We start from the raw sequence: 24864 nt of genomic DNA on the forward strand, positions 1-24864 counted from the left end.
CTCGGCTATTCCTTCAACGCCGGGGTGTCGCGCCGCAACGTCTGGCCGGTGAAGAAGTCCGGTCGCTGCGCGCGCATCACCAGCATCAGTACCGCGCCCAGCGCGAGGATGCCGAACCCGATGAAGAACACCAGGCCGATACCGCCGATCTCGGCACCGCTGCCGTTCTCCGGGTTCATGCTCTCGACGATCGAGATGACGAAGACGGCCGCCAGTATCAACCCGCCCACGAGCGGAAACAGGAACTTGAACACGATGTTGTGGACATTGGCGAACAGCTCCCTGCGGAAGAACCAGACACAGGCGAACGCGGTGATCCCGTAGTACCAGCAGATCATGATGCCCAGGGCGGCAATGGTGTCCCAGAGCGCGTTGTCGGACAGCAGCGTCACCACGGTATAGAACCCACCGGTGACCACGCCGGCGACAACGGTGGAATAGACCGGCGTCAGGAAGCGCGGGCTCACTTCGGCGAAGCGGGTGGGAAACGCCTTGTAGGCCCCCATCGCGAGCATGGCCCTCGCCGCAGGCAGGAAGGTGGTCTGCAGGCTGGCCACCGACGAGGCGAACACCGCCAGATACAGCAGCGGCCCGAACCAGTGCCCCAGCACCGGGTCGGCCAGCGCACCGAACACGTTCTCCGAGTTCTCCGGATTGCCCAGCCCCAGCCCCTCTTCGCCGACACCGGCGTACATCATCACCGCGACGGCGATCAACAGATAGGTGATCAGAATCGATGTCACACAGAGCAACCCGGCCCGGCCCGGCACCTTGGTCGGATCCTTGGACTCCTCGCCCAGGGTCAGACAGGTGTCCCAGCCCCAGAACGCGAAGATGGAACCGGTCAGACCGATGGCGAACACCGCCATCGTCAGCCCGGTGAACGGATTGAACCAGTCCAGGTCGAAACTCAGCCCGGCCGGCGCATCCCCGCGCCCCACATGGACGAACGCCGTGATGGCGAATGCCATCAGCACCACCAGCTGGAAAGCCACCAGCACGTACTGCACCCGCTCGCTGGTGGTGATGCCCCGGCTGGCGATCAACGTGGCCAGCGCGATGAATACCAGTGTGGTGATGATGTTGACGAGTTTGTTGCCCGCCAGATCGGCGATGCCGGGTTGGTTGATGACCCGGGCGATGAGCAGATAGAAGAACTCGACGGCGATGGCGGCCAGGTTGGACAGCACGATGATCGAAGCGACCACCATGCCCCAGCCGCACATCCAGCCGACGTAGGGTCCGAATGCCTTGGTGGACCACGTGAACGACGCCCCGCAGTCCGGGGTGCGGGAGTTGAGTTCTCGATAGGCGTAGGCGGTGAGGAACATCGGGATGAAACCGGCGATGAAGATCGCCGGCATCTTCAACCCGACTGCCGCGACGATCACGCCGATACTGGCGGTCAGCGTGTAGCCCGGTGCCACACAGGAGATCCCGAGCATGGCCCCCGACAGTGTGCCGACCTTGCCTTCGGCCAGGCCCTTGGAGACAGTGCCGGCATCCTGCGCAGTCATGCTGTCTCCTTGTCGGCAGTTCTGGGTACGACGACCATCGGAACGTCGAGCACGCGCAGCATCTTGGCCGCCGTCGATCCGAGAAACAGCCGGCGCGGTGCGGCGAGCCTGCTGGATCCGACCATGATCACATCGCCGTCATGCCAGGGCAGTCTGCTCACCGCGTCCTCCACCGAGGCACCCTCAGCGACGGTGGCCGTGACCGAAAACCCCTCGGGCAGTGACTCTTTTGCTTCCTCCAGGGCGCGCCGTGCGTGACCCATCGCCCGTTCCCGCAGCGCATCGGCGTCACCACGCAGGGATCCGAACATCGGGTCGAGAGCCACCAGCGACACCAGACGCAAGGGGACGTCGGCGGCCTTACAGGCCCGCACCGCCGCGTTCAGCAGCGTGCCCGCGCCGGCGCGCTCGCCGATCGCACACGTCACCTCACGCACCCGTTCCACCGCGGACAGCCGAGTTCCCTTCGGCGCCACCGCCACCGGAACATGCGCGGAATGCAGCAGTTCGTTGACCACCGACCCCAGTGAGTAACTGCCGGCCAGTCCGCCGCCCGACCCGCCCACGACGACGGCCTGAGCTCCGAGGCGTTTCACCTCGTTGATGAGGCCGTCGGCGGTGGAATCGCTGACGCTGACATGCGAGTGCGCCACCACGTCATCGGGCACCCCGGCCAGCGCCTCGTTCAGCCATTCGCCGGCCTGCTCGGCGAGCAGTTCCTCATAGCCTCCGGTGGGAACCATCGCCGGTACCCCGCGGTCCGGGGGCAGCACCATGCACACGTCGAGCTCGGCGCCCAGACTCCGGGCGAGCCGGACGCCAAGCGCCACAGCGTCCGCTCCACCCGGGGTGGCGAGATATCCGACAACCAGTCTCATCGGGCCATCCTGTCAACGCGCGGCGGTGCGCACTGGCGATTGGCCCCACGAAATCAGTTGTATTCGGCAGTCCCGTCATCGAGCACGACGCGGGCATCGGATCCGTCCGGCTGGGCGGCCTCGGTGCGGAACACCGCGCGACCCGATTCGGTGCGCCAGATCGAGGTGGTCAGCGTCTCGCCGGGGAAGACCGGCGAACTGAACCGCGAGGCCACCGCGGTGACCTTGGTGGCATCGCCGCCGCCGAGTTCGGCGACCAGTGCCCGGCCGGCCACGCCGTAGGTGCACAGGCCGTGCAGGATCGGCCTGGGGAAGCCGGCCAGCGTCTGGGCGAACCAGGGATCGCTGTGCAAGGGATTGCGGTCGCCGGAGAGCCGGTAGAGCAGCGCCTGATCGGCACGGGTCGGCAGGGCCACCTGGGCATCGGGGGCTCGGTCGGGGAACTCGGGTGCCGCCGGTCGCTGGCCGGGCTGTCCGCCGAATCCGCCCTCGCCGCGGATCACCACGGTAGTGAGGGTTTCCACCAGCACCTCGCCGCTGTCCGGGTCGGCGCCCACCCCCTTGAGCATCACCACCGCGTTCTTGCCCTCACCCTTGTCCTGGATGTCGGCGACCTCGGAGTGCACGGTGAGCGCGCCCGCCGGCGGCAGCGGCCTGAACAAGCGGATCGCCTGTGACCCGTGCAGTAGCAGGCTGAAGTTGAAGGATCCGATCTGCAGCGCCGCCGCGAACGGCGAACAGGCGATCACGGCGAAGGTGGGCAGCACCTGCTGCTCGATATCGTGACTGTTCTCGGTGGTGAAGGCCAGGTCGTCGGTGCCGGCGCCGACCCCGAGCGCGTAGAGCAATGTCTCACGGTCGGTCCAGCTGAAGGTTTGCGACTCGGTCTTGGCACCGACGGCGTTCGGGTCGATCGGCATGGGCGGGTATCCCTTCATGGCGGACTACGGGGTGTGACCGGGACCATAGTTGACCTTTGCCGGTTCGAGGACGACCATGGCCGCATGCATTATGTCGTTACCGGCGGTACTGGGTTTATCGGCAGTCGCGTGGTGGCCCGTCTACTGGCCCGCGACCCGGACGCGCAGGTGCACGTGTTGGTGCGGCGCTCGTCGCTGGAACGCTTCGAGCGACTCGCCGACACGTGGGGCCCGCGCGCGAAACCCCTGGTCGGTGACCTCACCACCGAGGATCTCGGGCTGAGCGATGACGCCATCGCCGAGCTCGGGACCATCGCGCACGTGGTGCACAGCGCCGCCATCTACGACATGACCGCCGCCGAGGACGTCCAGCGCGCCGCCAACGTCGAGGGCACCCGCGCGGTCATCGGCCTGACCCGGCGCCTGGGCGCGACCCTGCACCATCTGTCCTCGATCGCGGTCGCCGGAGACTTCCACGGCGAGTACACCGAGGACGATTTCGACGTCGCGCAGAACCTGCCGACCCCGTATCACCGCACCAAGTTCGAGGCCGAACAACTGGTGCGCACCGACGCGGGCTTGCGATACCGGATCTACCGACCCGCAGTCGTCGTCGGAGATTCGCGGACCGGTGAGATGGACAAGATCGACGGGCCCTATTATTTCTTCGGCGTTCTGTCCAAACTGGCGGTGCTGCCGAGTATCACGCCCATGGCGGTACCCGACGCCGGCCGCACCAATATCGTGCCGGTCGATTTCGTGGTCGACGCGTTGGTCCACCTGACGCACATCGACGGTGCCGACGGACAGACCTTCCACCTGACGGCACCGAAAGCGATTGGCCTGCGCAGCATTTACCGCGGTGTAGCCAAGGAGGCCGGGCTTCCGGCGCTACGCTTCGGGTTGCCCGGCGCGGCCGTCGCACCGGTGCTCAAGGCCACCGGCCGGGCCCGGGTGCTGCGCAACATGGCCGCCACCCAGCTGGGTATGCCCGCCGAGATCCTCGACGTCGTCGACCTGGCGCCGACGTTCACCGCGGACCGGACCGCAGCGGCGCTGGCCGGCACCGGAATCGAGGTGCCCGAATTCGGTTCCTACGCAGGAAAATTGTGGCGGTACTGGGCCGAACATCTGGACCCAGACCGGGCCCGCCGCGATGATCCGTCCGGCGCGCTGGTGGGCAGGCACGTCATCATCACCGGCGCCTCCAGCGGTATCGGTCGCGCCTCGGCGATCGCGGCTGCCCAACGCGGAGCCACGGTGTTCGCGTTGGCCCGCAACGCCGATGCCCTCGATGACCTGATAGCCGAGATTCGCGCCGAGGGTGGCGATGCGCACGCATTCACCTGTGACGTCACCGATTCCGGTTCCGTCGACCACACAGTGAAGGACATCCTGGGGCGCTTCGGTCACGTCGACTATCTGGTCAACAACGCCGGCCGGTCCATCCGCCGGTCGGTGTCGGCCTCCACCGACCGACTGCACGACTACGAACGGGTGATGGCCGTCAACTATTTCGGCGCGGTGCGGATGGTGCTCGCCCTGCTGCCGCACTGGCGCGAGCGCCGGTTCGGTCACGTGGTGAACGTGTCGAGTGCCGGTGTGCAGGCCAACAGCCCCAAGTACAGCGCGTACCTGCCCACCAAGGCGGCACTGGACGCGTTCTCCGAGGTGGTCGGCACCGAGACCCTGTCGGACCACATCACCTTCACCAATATCCATATGCCATTGGTGAGCACCCCGATGATCGCGCCGTCGCGCCGGCTGAACCCGGTGCCCCCGATCACCGCCGAGCATGCCGCGGCGATGGTGGTGCGCGGGCTGATCGAGAAGCCCGCGCGGATCGACACCCCGCTGGGCACGCTGGCCGACCTGGGTACCTACTTCACGCCCCGGCTGTCGCGACGGGTACTGCACCAGCTCTACCTGGGCTATCCGGACTCCCCCGCCGCCCGCGGGCAGTCCGGCGACGAGCCCACCTCGGAGCGCCGGCCCAGGAAGCCGTCCCGCGCGGCGCGGCCCATGCGGGTGCCCCGACCGGTCAAGCGCGCGGTGCGGGCCATTCCGGGTGTGCACTGGTAGCGGCCCCCACCTATCGTGGGAGCGTGACTGGGCCTGAAACCGATGCGCCGCTACCGGTGTTCGCCGACGTCGACACCGGAGTGGACGATGCGATGGCGCTGGCCTATCTGTTCGCCAGCCCGGACGCGCAGGTGGTGGGCATCGCGTCGACGGCGGGCAATGTGCCCGTCGCGCAGGTGTCGGTCAACAATCTCGGGCTGCTCGAACTGTTCGGGATCGACGACGTTCCTGTCTCCGAAGGCACCCCGGTGCCGCTGAGCATTCCGCTGCGCACCGCCGAGGACACCCACGGTCCCGAAGGGCTCGGCTACGCACGACTGCCGGAGACCGACCGATCACTCACCCCGTACGACGCCGCCCAGGCCTGGGTCACCGCGGCCCGCGAATACCCCGGCGAACTCGTCGGATTGGTCACCGGCCCGCTGACCAACCTCGCGCTGGCGCTGCGTCTGGAGCCCGCACTGCCCCGACTACTGCGCCGTCTGGTGATCATGGGCGGCGCGTTCGACTACCGCGGCAACACCACCCCCGTCGCGGAATGGAACACCCATGTCGACCCGGAGGCCGCCGCCGAGGTGTTCGCGGTGTGGGGCGCGGCGTGGGGCCTGAGCACGCCCACACATCTACCGATTGTGTTGGGCCTCAACCTCACCGAGAACGTGGCGATGACACCGTCCATCCTGGGCCGGCTGGCTGCCGCCGCCGGTTCGCCGTCGGCGCAACTCAGTGTGCTCGATGATCGGGGAACCCGGTCGACGGCGACCAATCCGCTGATCCGGGTGCTCGAAGATGCCATGCGCTTCTACTTCGAGTTCCACTTCGACCAGGGCGAGGGCTACCTGGCGCACCTGCACGATCCGCTGGCCGCCGCGGTCGCGCTGGACCCCGACCTGGTGCGCTACCAGTCCGCGACCGTCGACGTGGAACTGACCGGCACCCTGACCCGCGGGATGACGGTGGCCGACTGGCGTGGTCACTGGGGTCGGGAGCACAACGCGCACATCGGTGTCGAGGTGGACCCCGCCGCGTTCTTCGACCGTTTCATCGAGCGGGTCGGCCCGTTCGCCCGGCACCTCGGTCATTCATAGATGCCCTCCACATGCCACTGCCGTTGGCGGTAGCACAGCAGCATCGCCACCCCGACGCCGGCATCCTTCTGTCCACCGCGACCGGACACCACCACCTGGGCTCGCGCGGTCCGTCCCACCGGTGTGCGATCGGGATCCCACCAGCGTTCGTCGACCGGCCACGGCCCGGTCCACCAGCTGATATCTCTCCCGCGGCCCGGGGACTCCAGCCGCACCGGATCCGAGGAGAACAACCCACGGCTCGTCACCCGTACCGGCTTGCCTTCTGCATCAAGCACTTCCACCGGATCATCGAGCAACACCGCCGGCGAGGGCTCGGGTAGCTGGCCCGGCCAGGGCTGAGTCGGGTCGGCCCGCGGAACCGGCTCGTCGCCCAACGGGGTGAAGGTGATGCGCTCGGCCGGCCCACGGCCACCGCTGAGCACCGGCACCTGTACGGCTTCGAGCCCCAGCAGACCCTGCACCCGCACCAGCGCCCGCCGGGCACGCAACCGGTCGTCGTCACCGGATGACCCCCACAGCGGGAGTTGCAGCGCCCCGGCCGAGACCACCTCCACCGGATGCAACCGCAGCATGGTGATCGCCGCGGTGGGTACCGTCCCCCCGGTTGCCCGCCGAGCCAGCCAGCCGTCCAGTTGCCACCGCACCCGATCCGCGGTGGCATCCTCGGTCAGCGGTTCCGCGCAACGCCAAACCCGGTTCAGCTCTTCACCATTGGCGGTGACGGCCTGGATGGCCAGCCGGGTGCAGCCCACCCCGGCACCTTCCAGGCTGCGGTGCAGTTCGCCGGCCAGCGATCGGCCGGCGAAGGCCGCCGCATCCACCCGGTCGATGGGTGGATCGCAGTTCATCACCGCATCGAGCTCCGCGGGAAGATCACGCCCCGACGGTCCGCGGTCGGACTCCCCGCAGGCGAATCGGTGGGCGAGAAGAGCGTCCGCGCCGAACCGGGAGGCCACATCGGTACGCGACAACTCGGCGAACTGACCGATGGTGCGGATTCCCATCCGCCACAGCAGGTCTGCCAGGTCTTCCCGGCCCGCCCCGGAGAGGCTGGGTTCGGTGGCCAACTGCCGGATGGACAGCCCGGACAGGAATGCCGCGTCCCGGCCCGGCTCGACGATGCGCCCCGCTCTGGCCGCGAACACCGCGGTGGACAACTGATCGGCGATACCGGTCTGACATTCCGCGCCCGCCGCGGCCACCGCGTCGACCAGCCGTTCGGCGGCCTCCTGTTCTGATCCGAAATAGCGGGATGCGCCCCGGACCGACAGCACCAGCAGACCGGGGCGCAGCACCTCGGCCCGGGGAACCACCTCGTCGACCGCCGCCGTCACGGCCTCGAAGTGGCGGGCATCGCGCGCCGGGTCTGCGGTGACGACGTGCAGCTGCGGGCACCGGGACTGCGCCTCACGGCGGCGCAGCCCGCGCCGCACCCCGACCGCCCGGGCCGCGGCCGAACAGGCGATGACCCGGTTGGCCAGGGTGACCGCCACCGGGTCGGTGGCGGCGAGCCCGGCCGCGGCGGCAGCGGCCACCGCAGGCCAATCCATGCACCAGAGCGCAAGAACCCGCGGCACCGTCAGCCACCGACCGCGAGGCGCGGTTGCCCGGGAATCCGGCTCCTGGTCCGGGTGTCCAACCGCACCCGCCCGATCCGTCCCCGGCCGGAAATCGCGGCACCACCGGAACCGACCATCTCGTAGCCGCAGACCCTGGCATCCAGCCGAGCCGAGGCACCGTGCCAATCACCCCCGGTGACCAGCAGCGTGCACCCCTTCTGCCGGGCGCGCGCGGTCACCGCCCGTGCTCGGCTCATCGGCACTGATCGCCCGGCCAGCGCCAGCACCACCAGGTCCAGACCATCCAGCAGGACCGCGGCCACCTCCACCGGATCATTGCCGGGATAAGGAATCACCGCGACCCGGCTCAGGTCGGCACCCATCTCCACGGCCGCCAACAGACCGACATCGGGCTGCCCGACGATGGCCGCATGCCCGCCCGCCGCGGTGGCCGCGGCCACCATCCGCAGTGCCAGCGATCTGGCCCCGGACAGCACCGCCACCGTCCCCCTGGGCAACAGCGGAGAAAGAGGCCCGGACACCGGTGGCGCCGGCAACGCATCGTCAGACGGCCCGATCGGCGGATCCGGGGCTTCCAGCAAAGTTTCCGAGGCAGAATTCAGGTCATCGCCGGCGACCCTCCGCGCACCCTGGATTCCCATCCTCCCGGAGACTTCGGCTATCCTGTGACGTAACTGTTCTACCTGTTCAGCGCGCTCTTTTCGGTGCTGCTCCAGGTCCATCGCCACCGCCACAGCAGCACCTCCAGCATCATCCGAAACGGGCGTTGTTCGAACACATGTTCGATCTCTCGAGTAAACACTCGTCGGGTGTGACAGTCAAGCGGTGGAATGGACGCCCAGATCAGCGTCACGGATCGGTCATCGACAACGCTTGAGTAAGGGAATGCACTGATACAGGCCCTGCGTTACAGTTTCTGACACCAGATCCCGGCCCTTGAGCGGGACTGCTGCACCCGGTTTTCGCGGACCATCGCGCCGACCAACGATTCACCACAACGAGAACAAGTAAAGGACCGAACATGGCAACAAATCGTCTGGCTCGTCGTCGGATTTCGGCAGCGGTTGGCGGTGCCGCCATCATCGCGATGATCGGCTTCACCGCGGCGTGCAGCAGTGACAGCGACACGCCCGAAGAGTCGACCACCACGACCACCACCACCGAGCCCTCGGTCACCCCGACCGAGAAGTCGCTCAACCCCGGCGGTGGCGTGTTCACTCCCCCGGTGACGGCCCCGCAGCCGACCTTCGACCCGCAGCAGAACGACTGAGCGACAACTCTGAACGGGGCGGGTCCGAATTTTTCGGACCCGCCCTCAGTTCTTCTGGAACCATGAGAACGGTGCTCGCTCGCTCACTGGCCGCCCTGCTGCTCATCGGAGCCCTGGTGGTCGCTGTCGATCTGTACGTCGGCAGGGAACGCCCCGATGCCTTGCGCATCGAGGGCCCCTACGCGTCCCTGCTGGAAGCGTCGATCGACCTCGGACCGGCCCGCGAGGAGAGCATCGAACTCACCGCCACCCTCACCGACGAATCGCAACCCACCGCGCTGATGGACTGGGCCCGCGACCAATCACTGTCGGTGCAGTGGCGCCCCGGCGATGACTGGGTGATCGTCGAGGGACCCCCCGCCGCCGTCGAGCAGGCTTTCGATGTCTCTGTGCGCGACTACCGCGGCAGGAGAGGACAACTCTTCTACGCCTCACCACACCAGCCCGCGGTCCCCGAACACCTGCGCGACGAGGTGTCCGAGATCGGCCGAATCCTCAGCTACACACCACATCACATGTCCCGCCCCGATCACATCCCGCTCGATGTGCCCGACCAGGGGCTGGCTCCCCAAGCGCTGCTGAACACCTACAACGCCGACGACCTGAACAGGGGCGGCTTCACCGGCAGAGGCATCACCATCGTGATCTTCGCCTTCGACGGATTCCACCAATCCGACCTGGACACCTACACCACCATGTTCGGCCTGCCGCAGTTCACCCCGGAGGTCGTCGGCGGATCGCCCGGCGAGCCACGCGGTGAACTGTCAATGGATCTTCAAGTGGCACATGCGGTTGCACCCGATGCCCGCAAGGTCGTGGTGAATGCCCGTCCCACCGTCGAAGGTGGCGGCGGATACCGCAAGATCGGCGAGATGCTCGAGGAGACCGATCGCCAGTTCCCCGGTGCGGTATGGAGTTTCTCGATCGGTTGGGGCTGCGACAAACTGATCACCGCCGCCGATCTGGCCCCGGTCCGGTCCGCGCTGCGCACCGCCCAGTCCCACGGCACCACCGCCTACAACGCCAGCGGCGACCTCGCCGGGATGGAATGCCGTGGGGGGCAAGACTGGTCGTCGCCCCCGAGTGAACAGGATGTCGGCCTCGACTCGATCGCCTCGTTGCCCGAGATGACCAGCGTCGGCGGCACCACGCTGTCCACCGATGCCGACGGCAGATGGGTATCCGAGCAGACCTGGTTCGACGTCCCGCTGTCCCAGGGCACCGGCGGCGGCGTATCGGCGCTGTTCGACATGCCGCCCTGGCAGCGCGATGCCGCGGCCGCGGTCGCACCCGATCGCCACAACGGCAAGCGCATGACACCGGACATCGCCGCAGTCGCCGACCCGTTCACCGGTGTGAAGATCGTGATCAACGATCAGATCGTCGTCGGTGGCGGCACGTCACAGTCCGCCCCCATCTGGGCCGGCCTCACCGCGGTGATGAACCAGTGGCTGCTGGAGAACAACGGCTCCCTGATCGGTGACATCAACCCGTTGCTGTACCGCATCGCCCAGGGTGCTCCACGGCCCGCCTTCCGCGATGTGACCTTGGGCGGCAACGCCGTCGACAATGCCGGTCCCGGCTATGACCTGGTCACCGGACTGGGCACGCCCGATATCGACAACCTCGTGCGCAACCTGCAGATCGCGCAGCGGGTGGGTGCCTGATGAGCGCTCCCGGCATGGTCGAATGCCAGGTCTGCCAGATCGATGTTCCCGCTGGCGTTTACTGCGGACTCTGTGGCGTGCCACTGGCCGATCACAAACGCGGTGACGGCCCGCACTGGCTGCGCGCCCGCGCCTTCAGCGCCGCGCCCGGACAGCGTCTGCTCACACCGTCGCTGACCAGTTCGCTGTTCCCGCACCTGTCGCCGCGGTCACGCAAGGTGTTCCTGATGGGCCTGGTGCTGCTGGCAGTGGCGCTGACCGTCGGCACCGTGCTGCGCATGCCCGCCGCTCTGATCGCCGTCGCGTCACTGGGCATCCCCCTGCTGTTCGCCCTCTACCTCCGCGAATCCGGTGTGTCCCGCGATATCCCACGCAGCACGCTGATATTGACCGCGACCCTGGGCATCGTGCTCGGCGTCGGCTGGGTGCTGCTGACCGGAGTCGCGCTGGCCCGCGCCTACGGCGTCCCCTTGGGTGCAGGTATCGCGGGTGGCCGGGTTCTGCGTGACGGTATCGCGATACCGGTGGGCAGCATGCTGCTCATGCTGGTGCCCGCGCTGGTGGCCCGGGTCGGGTGGCGTGGCAACCGGGAATCCCTGGACGGCTACGCCATCGGGGCGCTGGGGGCACTGACGTTCACCGCGGCGGCCACCCTGACCCGGCTGGCGCCACAGTTCACCACCGGGATGATCAACCGGGTCCGCCCGCTGGACGGATTGCTCGTCGAGGCCGGCATCCGCGGCATCGCCATGCCGCTCACGGCCGCCGCCGTCGGCGGTCTGATCGGCACCGCGCTCTGGTTCACCCGGCCGCCCACCAAGGTCACCAAGAACCGTGGCTTCGTCCGCGGCACCCTCGTCGCCATCGCGTTGGTGGTGATCTCCGTCTACGCCGGACTGGGCCTGCTCGACGTGGCCCGCTTCCCGCAGTGGGTGCAACTGGCCGGACACCTGACCCTCACCGCGCTCGCGCTGTTCGCACTGCGGGTCGGACTGCACCTGGCCCTGCTGCACGAGGCACAGGACGAGATCCGCACCGACGAACCGATCCTGTGCGTCGAGTGCGATCACGTCGTGCCCGATGCGCCGTTCTGCGCGAACTGCGGGGCGGCCATGCACGCATCCTCGCGCCGGTCGCGTCGGGCCCGGCGCGACGACCGCCCGATCCGGCTCGCCGAGGAACCCGCGGCCGGGGAACTCGTGGTGGGTTTGAAACCCGGCTATTCGCTGCACTCCGGCACCTTCGAAACGCTTCAACCGCCGAAGACGTCATTCCGCAACGTGGCGCTGGTGCTGGGAATCGCGGTTGTCGTGGTGGCCGGCGGCCTGGTCGGACTGTCCGGGCTGATCACCAAACCCGCTGCCAAGTACGTCTGCCCGCCGGATTGCGGGAGCCCGCCGATGAATCGCGCGGTGGAGATCAACCCCCGATTCACCTCCGCGGACGGGTCGTTCTCGGTGTCCTATCCGGTGGAGGGTGCAGCCTATGAGGTCTCCAAGCAGGACAACGGGATCACCGCGGTGTTGCAGGCCGGCGACGGCGGCACCATGCAGCTGTTCAGTCGGCCCGCGGCCGGGCGCACCCCGAAGCAGATCGCGGTCGACCTGGTGAACGAGACGTTCCCGATACCAAGACGGCCTACGAGATCCCCAACACCATGGTCGGTTACCAGCACGGATACGGGATGGCCGCCGATATGTGGCCGCAGGGCGCGATGAGCAGTTCCAGCCGGATGCGGATCATCGTGATGGTCGCCGTGAAGAACGATCTGGCCCTGATCGCCGGCGCGGTCGGGCCGTACCGTGCCTTCGGGCCGGATTTCGGTTCCGGTAAGCCGTCAGCGGCCAACCTGCAGCTCGCGCTGGACATGGGCAAGTACGTCAACAGTTTCAGCTGGCGCGGCGACCCACGCCGGTAGTCAGGCGCGAGCAGCCGTAAAAGACCCCTGAAATGGGAGTTTCCGGGGCCTTTTACGTCTGCTCCACAGGGACCTGGGTCACACAACACCAAATGTTGACATTGACAAATGTCACCAATTGAAGGTGTACTCATCGGACGCTCGATCGACGGAGGTCCGAATGCCCGAGCAGTCCCTTCCCACCCGCGGATCGTTGCGGTCCCGCGGCGCCGCCACGGTCAGCAGCGTGACCTTGCGGCAGATCAGCGCGGTGCTGCCGCCCGAACGGGCCTGGGGCCTGTGGGCGTCCCGGCAGATCATCGCGCGGGTCATGGACACCTTCGGGCCCTCGCTGGCGGGCACCGAGGTCGAGCAGGTGGACGTCCGCCTGGCCGACGGCCGCCGGGTCGTCGGGGAATGGGTGCGCAGCGGCACGGTGACCGATCGGGCCGGAGCCATCTACTACGTGCACGGCAGCGGATACGCGCTCTGCTCGCCCCGCACCCACCGCAGACTGACCGGCTGGCTGTCCCGCCTGACCGGACTCCCGGTGTTCTGCGTCGATTACCGGCTGGCGCCGAAGTACCGCTTCCCCACCGCCGCCGACGATGTCCGCGCGGGCTGGGACTATCTGCGCACCGAAGCCGGCTTCGCCCCCGAACGGATGGTCATCGCCGGCGATTCCGCGGGCGGCCACCTCTCGGTCGACCTGCTGCTGCAGCCCGGTGTCCCGCATCCCGCCGCGATGGCCCTGTTCTCCCCGCTCGTGGACCTCACCTTCGGGCTGGCCCGCGCCCGCGAAGCGCTGCGCGACGATCCGGCGATCCGCGCCTCGGATGCCGCCCGCCTCATCGGGTTGTATTGCACCGGAACCGATCCGCGCCACCACCGGCTCACTCTCGATATCGCCGGCGGCCGTCCCATGCCGCCCACCCTTATCCAGGCCGGTGGCGCGGAGATGCTGCAGGCCGACGCCCGCACCCTGCACGCGGACATCCGCGCCGCCGGCGGCGACAGCGAGTTGCAGGTGTGGCCCGATCAGGTACATGTCTTCCAGGCCCTGCCCCGGCTCACCCCCGAAGCCGCACCAGCCATGCGCAAGGTCACGTCCTTCATCGCGCAGTCCCTGCAGCACAACGCGATTGACCGGGCCGCCGGATGAACCTCTTCGGGAGCTCACGGCGTCGAAGCAAGGGAGCGGACGCCGTCGTCACCGGTGCGGGCAGCGGGATCGGCGCCGCCTTCGCGCTGGAGCTCGCCGCGCGCGGCGGTCGGGTGGTGTGCAGCGATATCAACGAGAACGCCGCCCGCGCCACCGCCGCGGAGATCACCGCCGCAGGCGGTGAGGCGACGGCATTGCGTTGCGATGTCTCCAAGATCGAGGATGTGCAGGCCCTGGCCGACGCCGCGCAGAACTGGTTCGACGGCGCGCCGACGCTGGTGATCAACAATGCCGGGGTGGGTGCCGGTGGCACCCCGATCGGCGAGGTCAGCCTGGACGACTGGAACTGGGTGCTCGGTGTGAACCTGTGGGGGCCCATCCACGGCTGCCACGTCTTCACCCCCATCCTGCGGGCCGCCCAGACCGATCAGCCGCGCGGCATCATCAACGTCGCCTCGGCGGCGGCGTTCGGCGCCGCACCGGGAATGGCCGCCTACAACGTGAGCAAGGCTGGGACACTGTCCCTTTCGGAAACGCTGGCCGCCGAGCTCGCCGGCACCGGGATCAACGTCACCGCGTTGTGCCCCACCTTCGTCAAGACCAATATCCTCGACACCGACCGCATCACCGCCGGTTCCAGCCAGCTGGCCGACACCCTGATGCGCTGGACCGGGTTCTCCCCGCAGAAGGTCGCCCGGATGTGCCTGGACACCAATGACCGCGGCGGCCTCTACTGCATGCCGCAACCTGACGCCCGGATCGGCTGGGGCATCAAACGTTTCACACCGACGGTGTACACCCGTGCCGTCGGTCTCACCACTCGCATCACCGCACCGTAGGAGGTCTGGACAATGGCTGTCGACATGGACGTCATGCTCGCGAAGATCAAGGATCGGCAATGGGCGCTGGCCGATATCGACTGGGATGCACCGGGCGCGGAAACCATCAGCGACGAGTTCCGGCCCAAGCTCAAGGCCTTCATGGCCGATCTGTGCTGGATCGAGAATGTCGGTGCCCGCGGTTTCGCGGCGCTGGCCAAGAAGGCCCCGACACCCGTGCTGGCCGAGATCTACCGCTACTTCCACGCCGAGGAGCAGCGGCACGCCAATGCCGAACTGGCGCTGATGAAGCGGTGGGGCATGCTCGAAGACGGAGAGATGCCCGAGCCCAACGTCAACATCCGGCTGGCCATCGACTGGCTGGATACCTACGCCGACGATATGTCGCTGTCCGTACTGGGCACCGTCATCCCGATGCTCGAGGTCGCCCTGGACGGCGCGCTGCTGAAGTTCCTGCTCGACGAGGTCGACGACCCGGTCTGTCATCAGGTCTTCGAGAAGATCAACAGCGACGAATCACGGCATATCGCCGTCGATTTCGAGGTGCTCAACATGATCGGAAACGCCAAGGCGCGGAAGCTGGCCATCGATTTCGTGGGCAGCGTCGCCTCCCCCGGGCTGATCATCGGCATGATCATCTACGTTCCGCTGCTCAACCGGATGCGCAACAACATCGTCGACATGGGCCTGGAGCCCGAGCGGCTCTACAAGGCGATGGCGCGGTTCAAGGACATCGGTGGTCGCTCCGAACACACCTGGCGCGTGCCGACCTACCAGATCCTGAAACTGCACTCACGCTGGGTGGTCAACTCCCGCAACCCCTATCACTGGGTGGCCAACCCGATGGTGGCCGCCTCGGACTACCTCCCCAAGGCGGTACTGAAGCCGATTCCGTCCTGGTTCAAGGAACTCACCTACAAGCCGGCGGCCTGACATGGCGGCGCACATTCACGACACCATCATCGTCGGCGCCGGGTTCAGCGGTATCGGCACCGCGATCAAGCTCGCCGAATCCGGCGTCGAGGACTTCGTCATCGTCGAACGCGGTGACCGCGTCGGCGGCACCTGGCGGGACAACACCTATCCCGGTGCGGCCTGCGACATCCCGTCGCTGCTCTACTCCTACTCGTTCGCCAAGAACCCCGACTGGACACGGGCGTACTCGCCGGCCGGTGAGATCTGTGCGCACATCGAGGAGATGGTCGACGACTTCGACGTGCGCCGGCGCATCCAGTTCGGCGTGGAGGTCAACGGACTGTCCTTCGACGAGGCGGCCGGAGTCTGGACGGTGGCCACGAACGGACGCAAGAAGCTACAGGCGCGTACCGTGGTGCTGGCCTCCGGGCCGTTGACCGACCACAAGTTCCCCGACATTCGCGGGCTGGACACCTATCAGGGACACAAGATCCACAGTGCCCGTTGGGATCACGACTACGACTTCACCGGCAAGCGGGTCGCGGTCATCGGCACCGGCGCCAGCGCCGTGCAGATCGTGCCGGAACTGGTCAAGCAGGCCGGTTTCGTGAAGGTGTTTCAGCGCACCCCGGGCTGGGTGGTGCCGCGGATGGACGTCGCCACCCCGGAGGCCGCCAAGACGCTGTTCGCCAAGGTGCCCGCCGCCCAGGAGCTGGCCCGGCAGGTGCTGTACTGGGGCCACGAGGTCACCGCCACCGCATTGGTCTGGGACACCCCGCTGACCGGTCTCGTCTCGCGGCTGGGCAAGGCGCATCTGCGCAAGCAGGTCAAGGATCCGTGGCTGCGCAGGCAGCTCACCCCGGACTTCACCCCCGGCTGCAAGCGGATGCTGGTCTCCAGCGACTACTACCCGGCGCTCCAGCAGGACAACTGCAAGCTCATCGACTGGCCCATCGCCACGATCAGTCCCGTCGGTATCCGCACCAGCGACGGCATCGAGCACCACCTGGATGCCATCGTGTTCGCCACCGGGTACGACGTCCACCTGTCCGGTCCGCCGTTCCCGGTCACCGGTCTGGACGGTCGGGTGCTGGCCGACGAATGGTCCGGAGGCGCCCAGGCCTACAAGAGCATCCAGGCCCACGGCTACCCGAACCTGTTCCTGATGACCGGCCCGAACTCCGGGCCCGGCCACAATTCGCTGCTGGTGTATTCCGAGGGCCAGATCGACTACGCGGTGAACGCGATCGGCACGATCCTGCGCGATGACCTGCGCTATCTGGACGTCCGCGCGGACGTCCAGCAACGTCACAATGCCGCGCTGCAGCGGCGGCTGCGCAAGACCACCTGGATGAGCGGGTGCAGCAGCTGGTACCTGACGGCCGACGGATTCAACGCGTCCATGTACCCCGGCTTCGCCACCCAGTATCTTCGACAGATGCGGGAGTTCCGATTCGGTGACTACACGGCGGTGGCGCACGGCGCACGTGTGACGGCGTTGTCGTCGGCCTGATGGCGGCCATCTGATGGCTGAGATCTGATGGGAACGCCCAAGCAGCCCCGGCAGTCGGCCGGCGCGATCTCGACGATCCTCACCGGACTGCGCCGGGCCCCCCGCCAGATCCGGCGCAGCTCGCGTGACGTCATCGAGAACGCGGTCACCCAGCTCTTCGACGCGGCGGTGCAACCGCACGGTGTCGCCGCCTCGGGCGAGTACCGGATCGATGAGCTGGCGCAGCTGGCCGGAACCACCACCCGCAACATCCGGGTCTACCGGGATCGTGGTCTGTTGCATCCCCCGCTGCGGGTGGGCCGTATCGCTTTGTTCAACGACACCCACCTGACCCGGCTGCGGCTGATCACCTCACTGCTTGACCGCGGCTACAACATCGCCCACGTGCACGAGATGCTCTCGGCCTGGGAACAGGGCAAGGGTGTCGGTGAGCTGCTCGGTCTGGAATCCGCGATCGCCGGGAGCTGGTCGACCGAGAAGCCCGAACGGATGAGCGTCGCCGAGGCCAAGCGACTGGTCGACGACGACCCGGGGTTCGACCGCATGCTCGGTTTGGGCGTCATCAAGCTCGAGGATGGTGAAGCGGTCGTCGTGCGCCCCAAGCTGATCGAGGCGTTCAACGAGATCCGGCAGTACGGGGTCGCCACCGACAAGCTCATCGGCCTGCACGAGCAGATCGCGCCGCTGGTCGATCAGATCAGCGGCCTGCTGGTGCAGGCGGGGATCGAGGAGGCGCTGCACCGCATCAACCCCGGTGCCGCGCTGCCGCCCGACACCGAGATCGCCGAACTGCTCACGATGCTGGTGCGCTTCCGCACCCAGGCCGTCTCGGCGGTCTCCTCGACACTGGCGTTCTCGATCGAGTCGACCATCGAGTCGGCGGTCGGTCAGATTCTCGGCGAACTGATCGACAAGGAAACCGAACCGGACACCTGATTTCAGCGCGTGACCAGCAGCTCATGGTCGCCGGTGCGCCAGGCGTGCCTTCGGTCGACGATCGGATCTACGAAACTTCAGCCGGAACGCGCCCGGCGGGCCCGCAGCTGTACTGACGTACGTCCTACGGCCCGATCACGTACCTGGCTTCAGTCTCGTGACGGTCCGCCTCACGAGACTGAAGCCAGGTAGAAACGGGTCCAGCGCAGGCGGGTCACTCCCACTCGATGGTGCCGGGCGGCTTGCTCGTCACGTCCAGCACCACCCGGTTGACCTCGGGCACCTCATTTGTGATCCGGGTCGAGATCCGTTCCAGGACTTCATAAGGCACCCGGGTCCAGTCCGCGGTCATGGCGTCCTCGCTGGACACCGGTCGCAGCACGATCGGGTGGCCGTAGGTACGCCCGTCGCCCTGCACGCCCACCGAGCGCACATCGGCCAGCAACACCACCGGGCACTGCCAGATCTGCTGATCCAGCCCCGCCGACGTGAGTTCCTCGCGGGCGATCGAGTCGGCGCGGCGCAGCGTGTCCAGCCGGGACGCAGTCACCTCGCCGACGATGCGGATACCCAGCCCGGGACCCGGGAATGGTTGGCGGCCAACGATTTCCTCGGGCAGGCCGAGTTCGCGTCCGACCGCGCGCACCTCGTCCTTGAACAGCAGGCGCAGCGGTTCGACGAGCTTGAACTTCAGGTCGTCGGGCAGTCCGCCCACATTGTGGTGGCTCTTGATGTTCGCGGTGCCCGCACCGCCGCCGGACTCCACGACATCCGGGTACAGGGTGCCCTGCACCAGGAAGTCGACCTCGGGCCCTCCGCCCTCGACCACATCCCGGACCGCGCCCTCGAAGGCACGGATGAATTCCCGCCCGATGATCTTGCGCTTGCCCTCTGGGTTGGTCACCCCGGACAGCGCCTCCAGGAAGCGGTCGGCGACATCGACGGTGATCAGCTTGGCGCCGGTGGCCGCGACGAAGTCGCGCTGCACCTGGGCACGTTCGCCGGCGCGCAACAGCCCGTGATCGACGAACACACAGGTCAGCCGGTCGCCGATGGCACGCTGTACCAGCGCCGCGGCGACCGCGGAGTCCACTCCGCCGGACAGCCCGCAGATCGCCTGGCCGTCGCCGATCTGGTCGCGGACCTGCGCGATCAGCTGCTCGGCGATATTCGCCGGAGTCCAGGCAGGTCCGATCCCGGCGAACTCGTGCAGGAAGCGGCTCAGCACCTGCTGGCCGTGCGGGGAATGCAGGACCTCGGGGTGGTACTGCACCCCGGCGAGTCGCCGGGCCCGGTTCTCGAAGGCCGCCACCGGCGCGCCGGAGCTGACGGCCACCACCTCGAAGCCCTCGGGGGCTTCGGTGACCGCGTCACCATGGCTCATCCACACCGGCTGATTGTCGGGGAGATCCGAATGTAGCTGGCCACCAGTGACATTCATTTCGGTGCGGCCGTACTCACTGGTGCCGGTGCGGGCGACCGTGCCGCCGAGCGCCTGTGCCATCGCCTGAAAGCCGTAGCAGATACCGAACACCGGGACGTCGAGATCGAACAACGCCGGATCCAGCCGCGGCGCACCGTCGGCGTACACGCTGGCCGGGCCGCCGGAGAGCACGATGGCCTGCGGATCGCGGGCCTTGATCTCCTCGACCGTCGCGGTGTGCGGGATGACCTCGGAGAACACCCGCGCCTCGCGGACGCGACGCGCGATCAACTGGGCGTACTGCGCGCCGAAATCGATGACGAGAACGGGGCGGGTCGGGGCTGCTTCCACCCGGACAGTGTAGTGGTCAGGTGCCGAACAGCCGGTCCCCGGCGTCGCCGAGACCGGGGACGATATAGCCGTGTTCGTCGAGTTGGCGGTCGATGGCGGCGGTGTAGACCGGGATGTCGGGGTGGGCCTCGTGCAGGGTCGCCAGCCCTTCCGGACAGCTCAGCAGGCAGACGAACTTGATGGACCGCGGATGGTGCTCCTTGAGCCGGTCGATCGCGGCGATCGCGGTGTGGCCGGTGGCCAGCATCGGATCCACCACCACGACATCGCGTTCGTGCAGATCGTTGGGCACCTTGAAGTAGTACTCGACCGCGATATGCGTCTTGGGGTCGCGATACAGCCCGATATGCCCGACCCGGGCGCTGGGCACCAGGCTCAGCATGCCGTCCAGAATGCCGCCGCCGGCGCGCAGGATGGACACGAAGACCAGCTTCTTACCGTCGATGACCTTGGCGGTCATGGTCTCCAGCGGCGTCTCGATCTGCTCTTCGTGCAGCGGGATATCGCGCAGTACCTCGTAGGCCATCAAGGCCGACACCTCGCTGACCAGACGCCGGAAGCTGTTGGTGGATACGTCCTTGCGGCGCAGCGTGTTCAGCTTGTGGGTGACCAGCGGGTGCTCGATCACATGCACCGCAGACGGTGGGGTCATCGACGATCCTTTCCTCAGAAGACGGTGCCGTCGCTGATGACGGTGAGCGGTGGCAGTCCGCCGCGCAACTGCTGGGCCAGGGCCCGTCCGGCCGCCCAGCTGCCGCCTTCGAGGACGCAGGCCAGCGGAAGTTGCTCAGCGGTGACGCCGAGGCGATCCCGCACCAGGCCGGCGAGCTCGTCGAGCAGCGCGACGGTGAGCGCGCGCCATTCCACCACCAGCTCGTCGGCGGGCGTCCACCCGCGCGCGGCCCAGCCGGGATCGCGCAGCGCCAGCACACCGGTGTCCAGGAACAGACCGCCGTTGCGGTATTCGGGGAGCCCGGTCAGCGCGTCGAGGCCGGTCACCGGCGCTCCGGCCCAGCCGAACGGCTCCAGCAGTGAATATGTCAGCCACTGGGAGAGCTTGTGGAACGGCACCCAGCCCGCGGTGGCTCCGGCGCCCGGCACCGCACCGTGCCGCCAGCAGTCACCGAGCGGTTCACCGTCCAGCACATTGTCGGCAAGCCAGATTCGCGACATCGTGGACAGCAGCGCGGACAGGATGTCGTGCGCGGCCACCGTCGGCGTTGCCGGATCGGGAACCAGTAGATCGAACAATCCCCCCGGGCGGCCCGGGGTGCCGAAAGCGGCCGGCTGATCGGCCATGGCGGCACCGAGCCGGCGCAGCAGGTCGACCCGGCCGTCGAAGCCGACGAGCGGGTTGTCCGGGCCCAGCTGAAATGCCGTCGCCAAGGTGCCGGCGTCCAGGCCGCTCAGCCCCGCGGCATCGGCCTGCAGCGGGCGCGCCGGGTCCGAGGAGAAGGTGCCCGCGGTGAACGCGTGCCAACTCGCCACTCCCAAACCCTCGGAGCGGGTGAGTGCCAGGCCGGTATCGGCTTCCCGGTAGCTCCAGTCCGGACCGGCACCGGCGTCGAGCAGCACGCTGACCACGGTCAGGTCGATCATCGCCCGGGCACGCCCCGGGCCGTCCAGTCCGTCGAGGTCCAGCGTGCGGTCCACGCCACCGGCCTCGAAATGCCGCCACCGGCTGTGAAACGGGATGACGAGATCGGGAAACCGCGCCGCGGTGCTGTCGGCCACCTCGGCGGCAGCGGCGCCCATGGCGTCGTCGTGGACCGTGAACCACGCCGAGTCGCCGGCACGCGCCCGGCTCAGCAGGAATTGCGAACGGGTCCGGATCTCGGCGGTGCTGCGCAGTGTCGCCGCGGGGTTCACACCAGACCCCGGCCCACCGTGTTCTTCAGGTCGTCGGCGTCGGGGACCGGTCCCGGGGTGAAGTAGCCGGCGGCCATCTTGGCGTCCATCTCGACCCGGGCGTCCGCGGGAATGAGGTCATCGGGGATGTTGACCCGCTCGCCGACGGTGATGCCCGATCCGGTGATGGCGTCGTATTTCATGTTGCTCATCGACACCAACCGATGGATGCGGGTGACGCCCAGCCAGTGCAGCACATCGGGCATCAGCTCCTGGAAACGCATATCCTGCACGCCTGCAACACATTCGGTTCGCGCGAAGTACTGGTCGGCGGTATCGCCGCCAATCTGGCGCTTACGCGCGTTGTACACCAGGAACTTGGTGACCTCACCGAGCGCACGGCCCTCCTTGCGGGAGTAGGCCACCAATCCGACACCGCCGCGCTGGGTGCCGGCGATACACTCCTCGATCGCGTGGGTCAGATACGGGCGGCACGTGCAGATATCGGAGCCGAACACGTCCGAGCCGTTGCACTCGTCGTGCACGCGTGCGGTCAACTCCACATCCGGATCGGCGAGATCCCTTGGGTCACCGAAGATGTAGACGGTCTGCCCACCGATCGGCGGCAGGAACACCTCGAGATCACCGCGGGTGACGAGTTCGGGGTACATGCCGCCGGTCTCCTCGAACAGCGCCCGGCGGAGCGCGGATTCGGTGCAGCCGAACCGTGCGGCGACACCGGGTAGGTACCAGACCGGTTCGACGGCGACCTTGGTCACCACTGCGGCGCCGCCGGGCATCAGCACCCGGCCGTCGGGCCGCAGCCGGCCCTGCTGCATCGCCACCGTGACCTCCGGCAACATCACGTGCGCCTTCGTCACGGCGATGGTCGGCCGGATGTCCTGGCCGGCCTCGAGTTCGGCGGCGAAGACATCGGCGACGGCGGCACCCCACGGGTCGAGGCTGACGATGGCGGCCGGGTCCTGCCACTGCGGGTAAGGGCCGATCACATCGGTCGGGGCGGTGTTCGTGAGGTCGGCGCGGTGTTGTGGCGACAGTGCGCCGGCGGCCACCGCCAGCGCACGGTAGACGCCGTAGGAGCCACTGTGGGTGCCGATCACGTTGCGATGCGCCCGGGTGCCGGTGGTGCCGACCACCGGGGCGCGCTCTGCCGGGGTGGCCGCGCCCCACCGGATGGCCGGCGCGGTGGCGCCCGCGCTGTGCGACGTCAGCCGGATATGACGCGCGCCGGTGCGATCTGTACCAGTCCCCACGCCGCCCTCCTCACACACGATCGCGCAACACCTCGGACGACTGCATTGTCACCCGCATCGTATCAGCGTGGTCCGCACCGCACCGGGCATACGAATGGCACAGTCTCAGAACACTTTTCGGACCGAGGTGTCGAAACTCACGCGCCGGGGTATACGCTCGCTGCGGCCTGCCCGCAGGCACGAAAGGAGCACAGTGTGACAAATTCACAGCCCAAACCGACCACCACCGACACAGGTATCCCGGTCTACAGCGATGAGCACTCCCTGACCATCGGCCCCGACGGCCCCATCCTGCTGCAGGATCACTACCTGATCGAGCAGATGGCCAACTTCAACCGGGAACGGATCCCGGAGCGGCAGCCACACGCCAAGGGCGGCGGCGCGTTCGGCCATTTCGAGGTGACCCATGACGTCAGCGCCTACACCAAGGCTGCCTTCCTGCAGCCCGGAGCCAAGACCGAGACGCTGACCAGGTTCTCGACCGTCGCCGGTGAGCGCGGCAGCCCGGACACCTGGCGCGATCCCCGCGGGTTCGCCACCAAGTTCTATACGCCCGACGGCAACTTCGACATGGTCGGCAACAACACCCCGGTGTTCTTCATCCGCGATCCGATGAAGTTCCAGCATTTCATCCGGTCCCAGAAGCGCCGGTCCGCCAACAACCTGCGCGATCACGATATGCAGTGGGACTTCTGGACGTTGTCCCCGGAGTCCGCACATCAGGTGACCTGGCTGATGGGTGACCGGGGCATCCCCCGCACCTGGCGGCACATGAACGGCTACTCCAGCCACACCTACAGCTGGATCAACAACGCCGGCGAGATCTTCTGGGTGAAGTACCACTTCAAGTCCGACCAAGGAATCGAGTTCCTCACCCAGGACGAGGGCGATCAGATGGCCGGCCAGGACGGTGACGCTCACCAACGCGACCTGTTCGACTCGATCGAGCGCGGCGAGTTCCCCAGCTGGACGTTGAAGATGCAGATCATGCCGTTCGAGGACGCCAAGAACTACCGGTTCAATCCGTTCGACCTGACGAAGGTGTGGCCGCACAGCGACTACCCGCTGATCGATGTCGGCAAGCTGACGCTGGACCGCAATGTCACCGACCATCACACCGAGATGGAACAGGCGGCGTTCGAGCCGAACAACGCGGTACCGGGTACCGGGCTGAGCCCGGACAAGATGCTGCTGGCGCGTGACTTCTCCTACTCCGACGCGCACCGCGCCCGGCTCGGGGTGAACTATCGCCAGATCCCGGTGAACACCCCGAAAACCGAGGTCAACAGCTACTCGAAGGACGGGGCGATGCGGGTCACCAACGTCACCGACCCGGTGTACGCACCGAACTCCTACGGCGGGCCGAAGGCCGACCCGTCGCGCACCGGCGAGCCGCTGTGGCATGCCGACGGCGACATGGTGCGGTCGGCGTACTCGCTGCACGCCGAGGATGACGACTGGGGTCAGGCGGGCACGCTGGTGCGCGACGTGCTCGACGACGCGGCGCGTGACCGGCTGGTCTCCAACATTGCCGGTCACCTCTCCGACGGGGTGTCCGATGCCGTGTTGGCGCGCGCCTTCGAATACTGGCGCAATGTGGACAAGGATCTCGGCGACAGAGTCGCCGCCGAGGTCAGCTAGCTCGCATGCGGTGGTGCACTCAGATCGTGAAAATCGCCGATATCACGCTCTGAGTGCACC

General features: G+C 67.7%; 19 protein-coding genes and 1 pseudogene. 11 read left to right on the forward strand and 9 right to left on the reverse strand.

Annotated elements, in window-relative coordinates; translation table 11 throughout:
- Positions 1–5: 5 nt before the first annotated feature.
- Genes EXE63_RS08405 through EXE63_RS08415 form a run of 3 tightly spaced genes read right to left on the reverse strand, consistent with a single transcriptional unit; the run spans position 6 to position 3315 of the window.
- The gene (locus EXE63_RS08405) at positions 6–1517 is read right to left on the reverse strand and encodes an APC family permease (RefSeq protein ID WP_168141567.1); all 1512 of its coding nucleotides are present in this window, start codon (positions 1515–1517) and stop codon (positions 6–8) included.
- Positions 1514–2395, reverse strand: coding sequence for a universal stress protein (locus EXE63_RS08410; RefSeq protein ID WP_168141568.1), 882 nt, complete (start codon positions 2393–2395; stop codon positions 1514–1516). Before EXE63_RS08410 ends, EXE63_RS08405 begins: the two co-directional genes overlap by 4 nt.
- A gap of 53 nt (positions 2396–2448) precedes the next feature.
- Positions 2449–3315: a MaoC/PaaZ C-terminal domain-containing protein gene (locus tag EXE63_RS08415; RefSeq protein WP_168141569.1), complete on the reverse strand. Its 867-nt coding sequence runs from the start codon at positions 3313–3315 to the stop codon at positions 2449–2451.
- An 84-nt stretch (positions 3316–3399) separates the two neighbouring features.
- Between EXE63_RS08415 and EXE63_RS08420 the strand changes: the two genes are divergently transcribed.
- Both EXE63_RS08420 and EXE63_RS08425 read left to right on the forward strand, forming a co-directional pair.
- Positions 3400–5397: an SDR family oxidoreductase gene (locus EXE63_RS08420; RefSeq protein WP_168141570.1), complete on the forward strand. Its 1998-nt coding sequence runs from the start codon at positions 3400–3402 to the stop codon at positions 5395–5397.
- A 92-nt stretch (positions 5398–5489) separates the two neighbouring features.
- Positions 5490–6485 (forward strand): nucleoside hydrolase, encoded by a 996-nt coding sequence (locus EXE63_RS08425; RefSeq protein WP_234904555.1) that lies wholly within the window; start codon positions 5490–5492, stop codon positions 6483–6485.
- Here the strand turns inward: EXE63_RS08425 and EXE63_RS08430 are convergent.
- Both EXE63_RS08430 and imuA' read right to left on the reverse strand, forming a co-directional pair.
- Positions 6476–8038, reverse strand: a complete 1563-nt coding sequence (locus EXE63_RS08430; RefSeq protein ID WP_168141571.1) for a DNA polymerase Y family protein — start codon at positions 8036–8038, stop codon at positions 6476–6478. The genes EXE63_RS08425 and EXE63_RS08430 overlap by 10 nt on opposite strands.
- Positions 8039–8067: 29 nt before the next feature.
- Positions 8068–8802, reverse strand: a complete 735-nt coding sequence (gene imuA' / locus EXE63_RS08435; protein ID WP_372513099.1) for a DnaE2-dependent mutagenesis accessory factor ImuA' — start codon at positions 8800–8802, stop codon at positions 8068–8070.
- A 287-nt stretch (positions 8803–9089) separates the two neighbouring features.
- Here imuA' and EXE63_RS08440 point away from each other — a divergent pair, with 287 nt between their 5' ends.
- From EXE63_RS08440 to EXE63_RS08475, 8 genes and pseudogenes are all read left to right on the forward strand, one after another.
- Entirely contained in the window at positions 9090–9338 is a 249-nt protein-coding gene (locus EXE63_RS08440) for a hypothetical protein (RefSeq protein ID WP_168141572.1), read from the forward strand.
- A gap of 62 nt (positions 9339–9400) precedes the next feature.
- The gene (locus EXE63_RS08445) at positions 9401–11005 is read left to right on the forward strand and encodes a S53 family peptidase (RefSeq protein ID WP_168141573.1); all 1605 of its coding nucleotides are present in this window, start codon (positions 9401–9403) and stop codon (positions 11003–11005) included.
- A pseudogene (locus EXE63_RS08450) lies at positions 11005–12923 on the forward strand (zinc ribbon domain-containing protein). Before EXE63_RS08445 ends, EXE63_RS08450 begins: the two are co-directional and overlap by 1 nt.
- 160 nt (positions 12924–13083) lie before the next feature.
- Positions 13084–14064: an alpha/beta hydrolase gene (locus EXE63_RS08455; RefSeq protein ID WP_168141574.1), complete on the forward strand. Its 981-nt coding sequence runs from the start codon at positions 13084–13086 to the stop codon at positions 14062–14064.
- The gene (locus tag EXE63_RS08460; RefSeq protein ID WP_168141575.1) at positions 14061–14903 is read left to right on the forward strand and encodes an SDR family NAD(P)-dependent oxidoreductase; all 843 of its coding nucleotides are present in this window, start codon (positions 14061–14063) and stop codon (positions 14901–14903) included. The genes EXE63_RS08455 and EXE63_RS08460 overlap by 4 nt, the downstream gene beginning before the upstream one ends.
- Positions 14904–14915: 12 nt before the next feature.
- The gene (locus EXE63_RS08465; protein WP_168141576.1) at positions 14916–15836 is read left to right on the forward strand and encodes a ferritin family protein; all 921 of its coding nucleotides are present in this window, start codon (positions 14916–14918) and stop codon (positions 15834–15836) included.
- A gap of 1 nt (position 15837) precedes the next feature.
- Positions 15838–17331, forward strand: coding sequence for a flavin-containing monooxygenase (locus EXE63_RS08470; RefSeq protein WP_168141577.1), 1494 nt, complete (start codon positions 15838–15840; stop codon positions 17329–17331).
- A gap of 27 nt (positions 17332–17358) precedes the next feature.
- Entirely contained in the window at positions 17359–18267 is a 909-nt protein-coding gene (locus tag EXE63_RS08475; RefSeq protein ID WP_168141578.1) for a MerR family transcriptional regulator, read from the forward strand.
- Positions 18268–18481: 214 nt separating this feature from the next.
- Here EXE63_RS08475 and guaA read toward each other — a convergent pair whose 3' ends face one another.
- Genes guaA through EXE63_RS08495 form a run of 4 tightly spaced genes read right to left on the reverse strand, consistent with a single transcriptional unit; the run spans position 18482 to position 23163 of the window.
- On the reverse strand, positions 18482–20041 hold the full coding sequence (guaA, locus tag EXE63_RS08480; protein WP_168141579.1) for a glutamine-hydrolyzing GMP synthase: 1560 nt from the start codon (positions 20039–20041) through the stop codon (positions 18482–18484).
- A 16-nt stretch (positions 20042–20057) separates the two neighbouring features.
- Positions 20058–20693 (reverse strand): uracil phosphoribosyltransferase, encoded by a 636-nt coding sequence (gene upp, locus EXE63_RS08485; RefSeq protein ID WP_168141580.1) that lies wholly within the window; start codon positions 20691–20693, stop codon positions 20058–20060.
- A gap of 14 nt (positions 20694–20707) precedes the next feature.
- Positions 20708–21910 carry a URC4/urg3 family protein gene (locus tag EXE63_RS08490; RefSeq protein ID WP_168141581.1) on the reverse strand — a complete coding sequence of 401 codons (1203 nt, stop codon included), beginning with the start codon at positions 21908–21910 and terminating at the stop codon, positions 20708–20710.
- On the reverse strand, positions 21907–23163 hold the full coding sequence (locus tag EXE63_RS08495; RefSeq protein WP_210000384.1) for a GTP cyclohydrolase II: 1257 nt from the start codon (positions 23161–23163) through the stop codon (positions 21907–21909). Before EXE63_RS08495 ends, EXE63_RS08490 begins: the two co-directional genes overlap by 4 nt.
- 195 nt (positions 23164–23358) lie before the next feature.
- Between EXE63_RS08495 and EXE63_RS08500 the strand changes: the two genes are divergently transcribed.
- Entirely contained in the window at positions 23359–24804 is a 1446-nt protein-coding gene (locus tag EXE63_RS08500; protein ID WP_168141582.1) for a catalase, read from the forward strand.
- Positions 24805–24864 lie beyond the last annotated feature (60 nt).

It is taken from the genome of Mycolicibacterium frederiksbergense (assembly GCF_012223425.1).
Lineage (GTDB): Bacteria > Actinomycetota > Actinomycetes > Mycobacteriales > Mycobacteriaceae > Mycobacterium > Mycobacterium frederiksbergense.

Coding starts and splice junctions, on each gene's coding strand:
- EXE63_RS08470 (WP_168141577.1), top strand. CDS start 15,838: ATGGCGGCGCACATTCACGACACCATCATCGTCGGCGCCGGGTTCAGC.
- EXE63_RS08430 (WP_168141571.1), bottom strand. CDS start 8,038: ATGGATTGGCCTGCGGTGGCCGCTGCCGCCGCGGCCGGGCTCGCCGCC.
- EXE63_RS08475 (WP_168141578.1), top strand. CDS start 17,359: ATGGGAACGCCCAAGCAGCCCCGGCAGTCGGCCGGCGCGATCTCGACG.
- EXE63_RS08415 (WP_168141569.1), bottom strand. CDS start 3,315: ATGCCGATCGACCCGAACGCCGTCGGTGCCAAGACCGAGTCGCAAACC.
- EXE63_RS08460 (WP_168141575.1), top strand. CDS start 14,061: ATGAACCTCTTCGGGAGCTCACGGCGTCGAAGCAAGGGAGCGGACGCC.
- EXE63_RS08465 (WP_168141576.1), top strand. CDS start 14,916: ATGGCTGTCGACATGGACGTCATGCTCGCGAAGATCAAGGATCGGCAA.
- EXE63_RS08420 (WP_168141570.1), top strand. CDS start 3,400: ATGCATTATGTCGTTACCGGCGGTACTGGGTTTATCGGCAGTCGCGTG.
- EXE63_RS08405 (WP_168141567.1), bottom strand. CDS start 1,517: ATGACTGCGCAGGATGCCGGCACTGTCTCCAAGGGCCTGGCCGAAGGC.
- EXE63_RS08410 (WP_168141568.1), bottom strand. CDS start 2,395: ATGAGACTGGTTGTCGGATATCTCGCCACCCCGGGTGGAGCGGACGCT.
- EXE63_RS08425 (WP_234904555.1), top strand. CDS start 5,490: ATGGCGCTGGCCTATCTGTTCGCCAGCCCGGACGCGCAGGTGGTGGGC.
- EXE63_RS08440 (WP_168141572.1), top strand. CDS start 9,090: ATGGCAACAAATCGTCTGGCTCGTCGTCGGATTTCGGCAGCGGTTGGC.
- upp (WP_168141580.1), bottom strand. CDS start 20,693: ATGACCCCACCGTCTGCGGTGCATGTGATCGAGCACCCGCTGGTCACC.
- EXE63_RS08445 (WP_168141573.1), top strand. CDS start 9,401: ATGAGAACGGTGCTCGCTCGCTCACTGGCCGCCCTGCTGCTCATCGGA.
- EXE63_RS08455 (WP_168141574.1), top strand. CDS start 13,084: ATGCCCGAGCAGTCCCTTCCCACCCGCGGATCGTTGCGGTCCCGCGGC.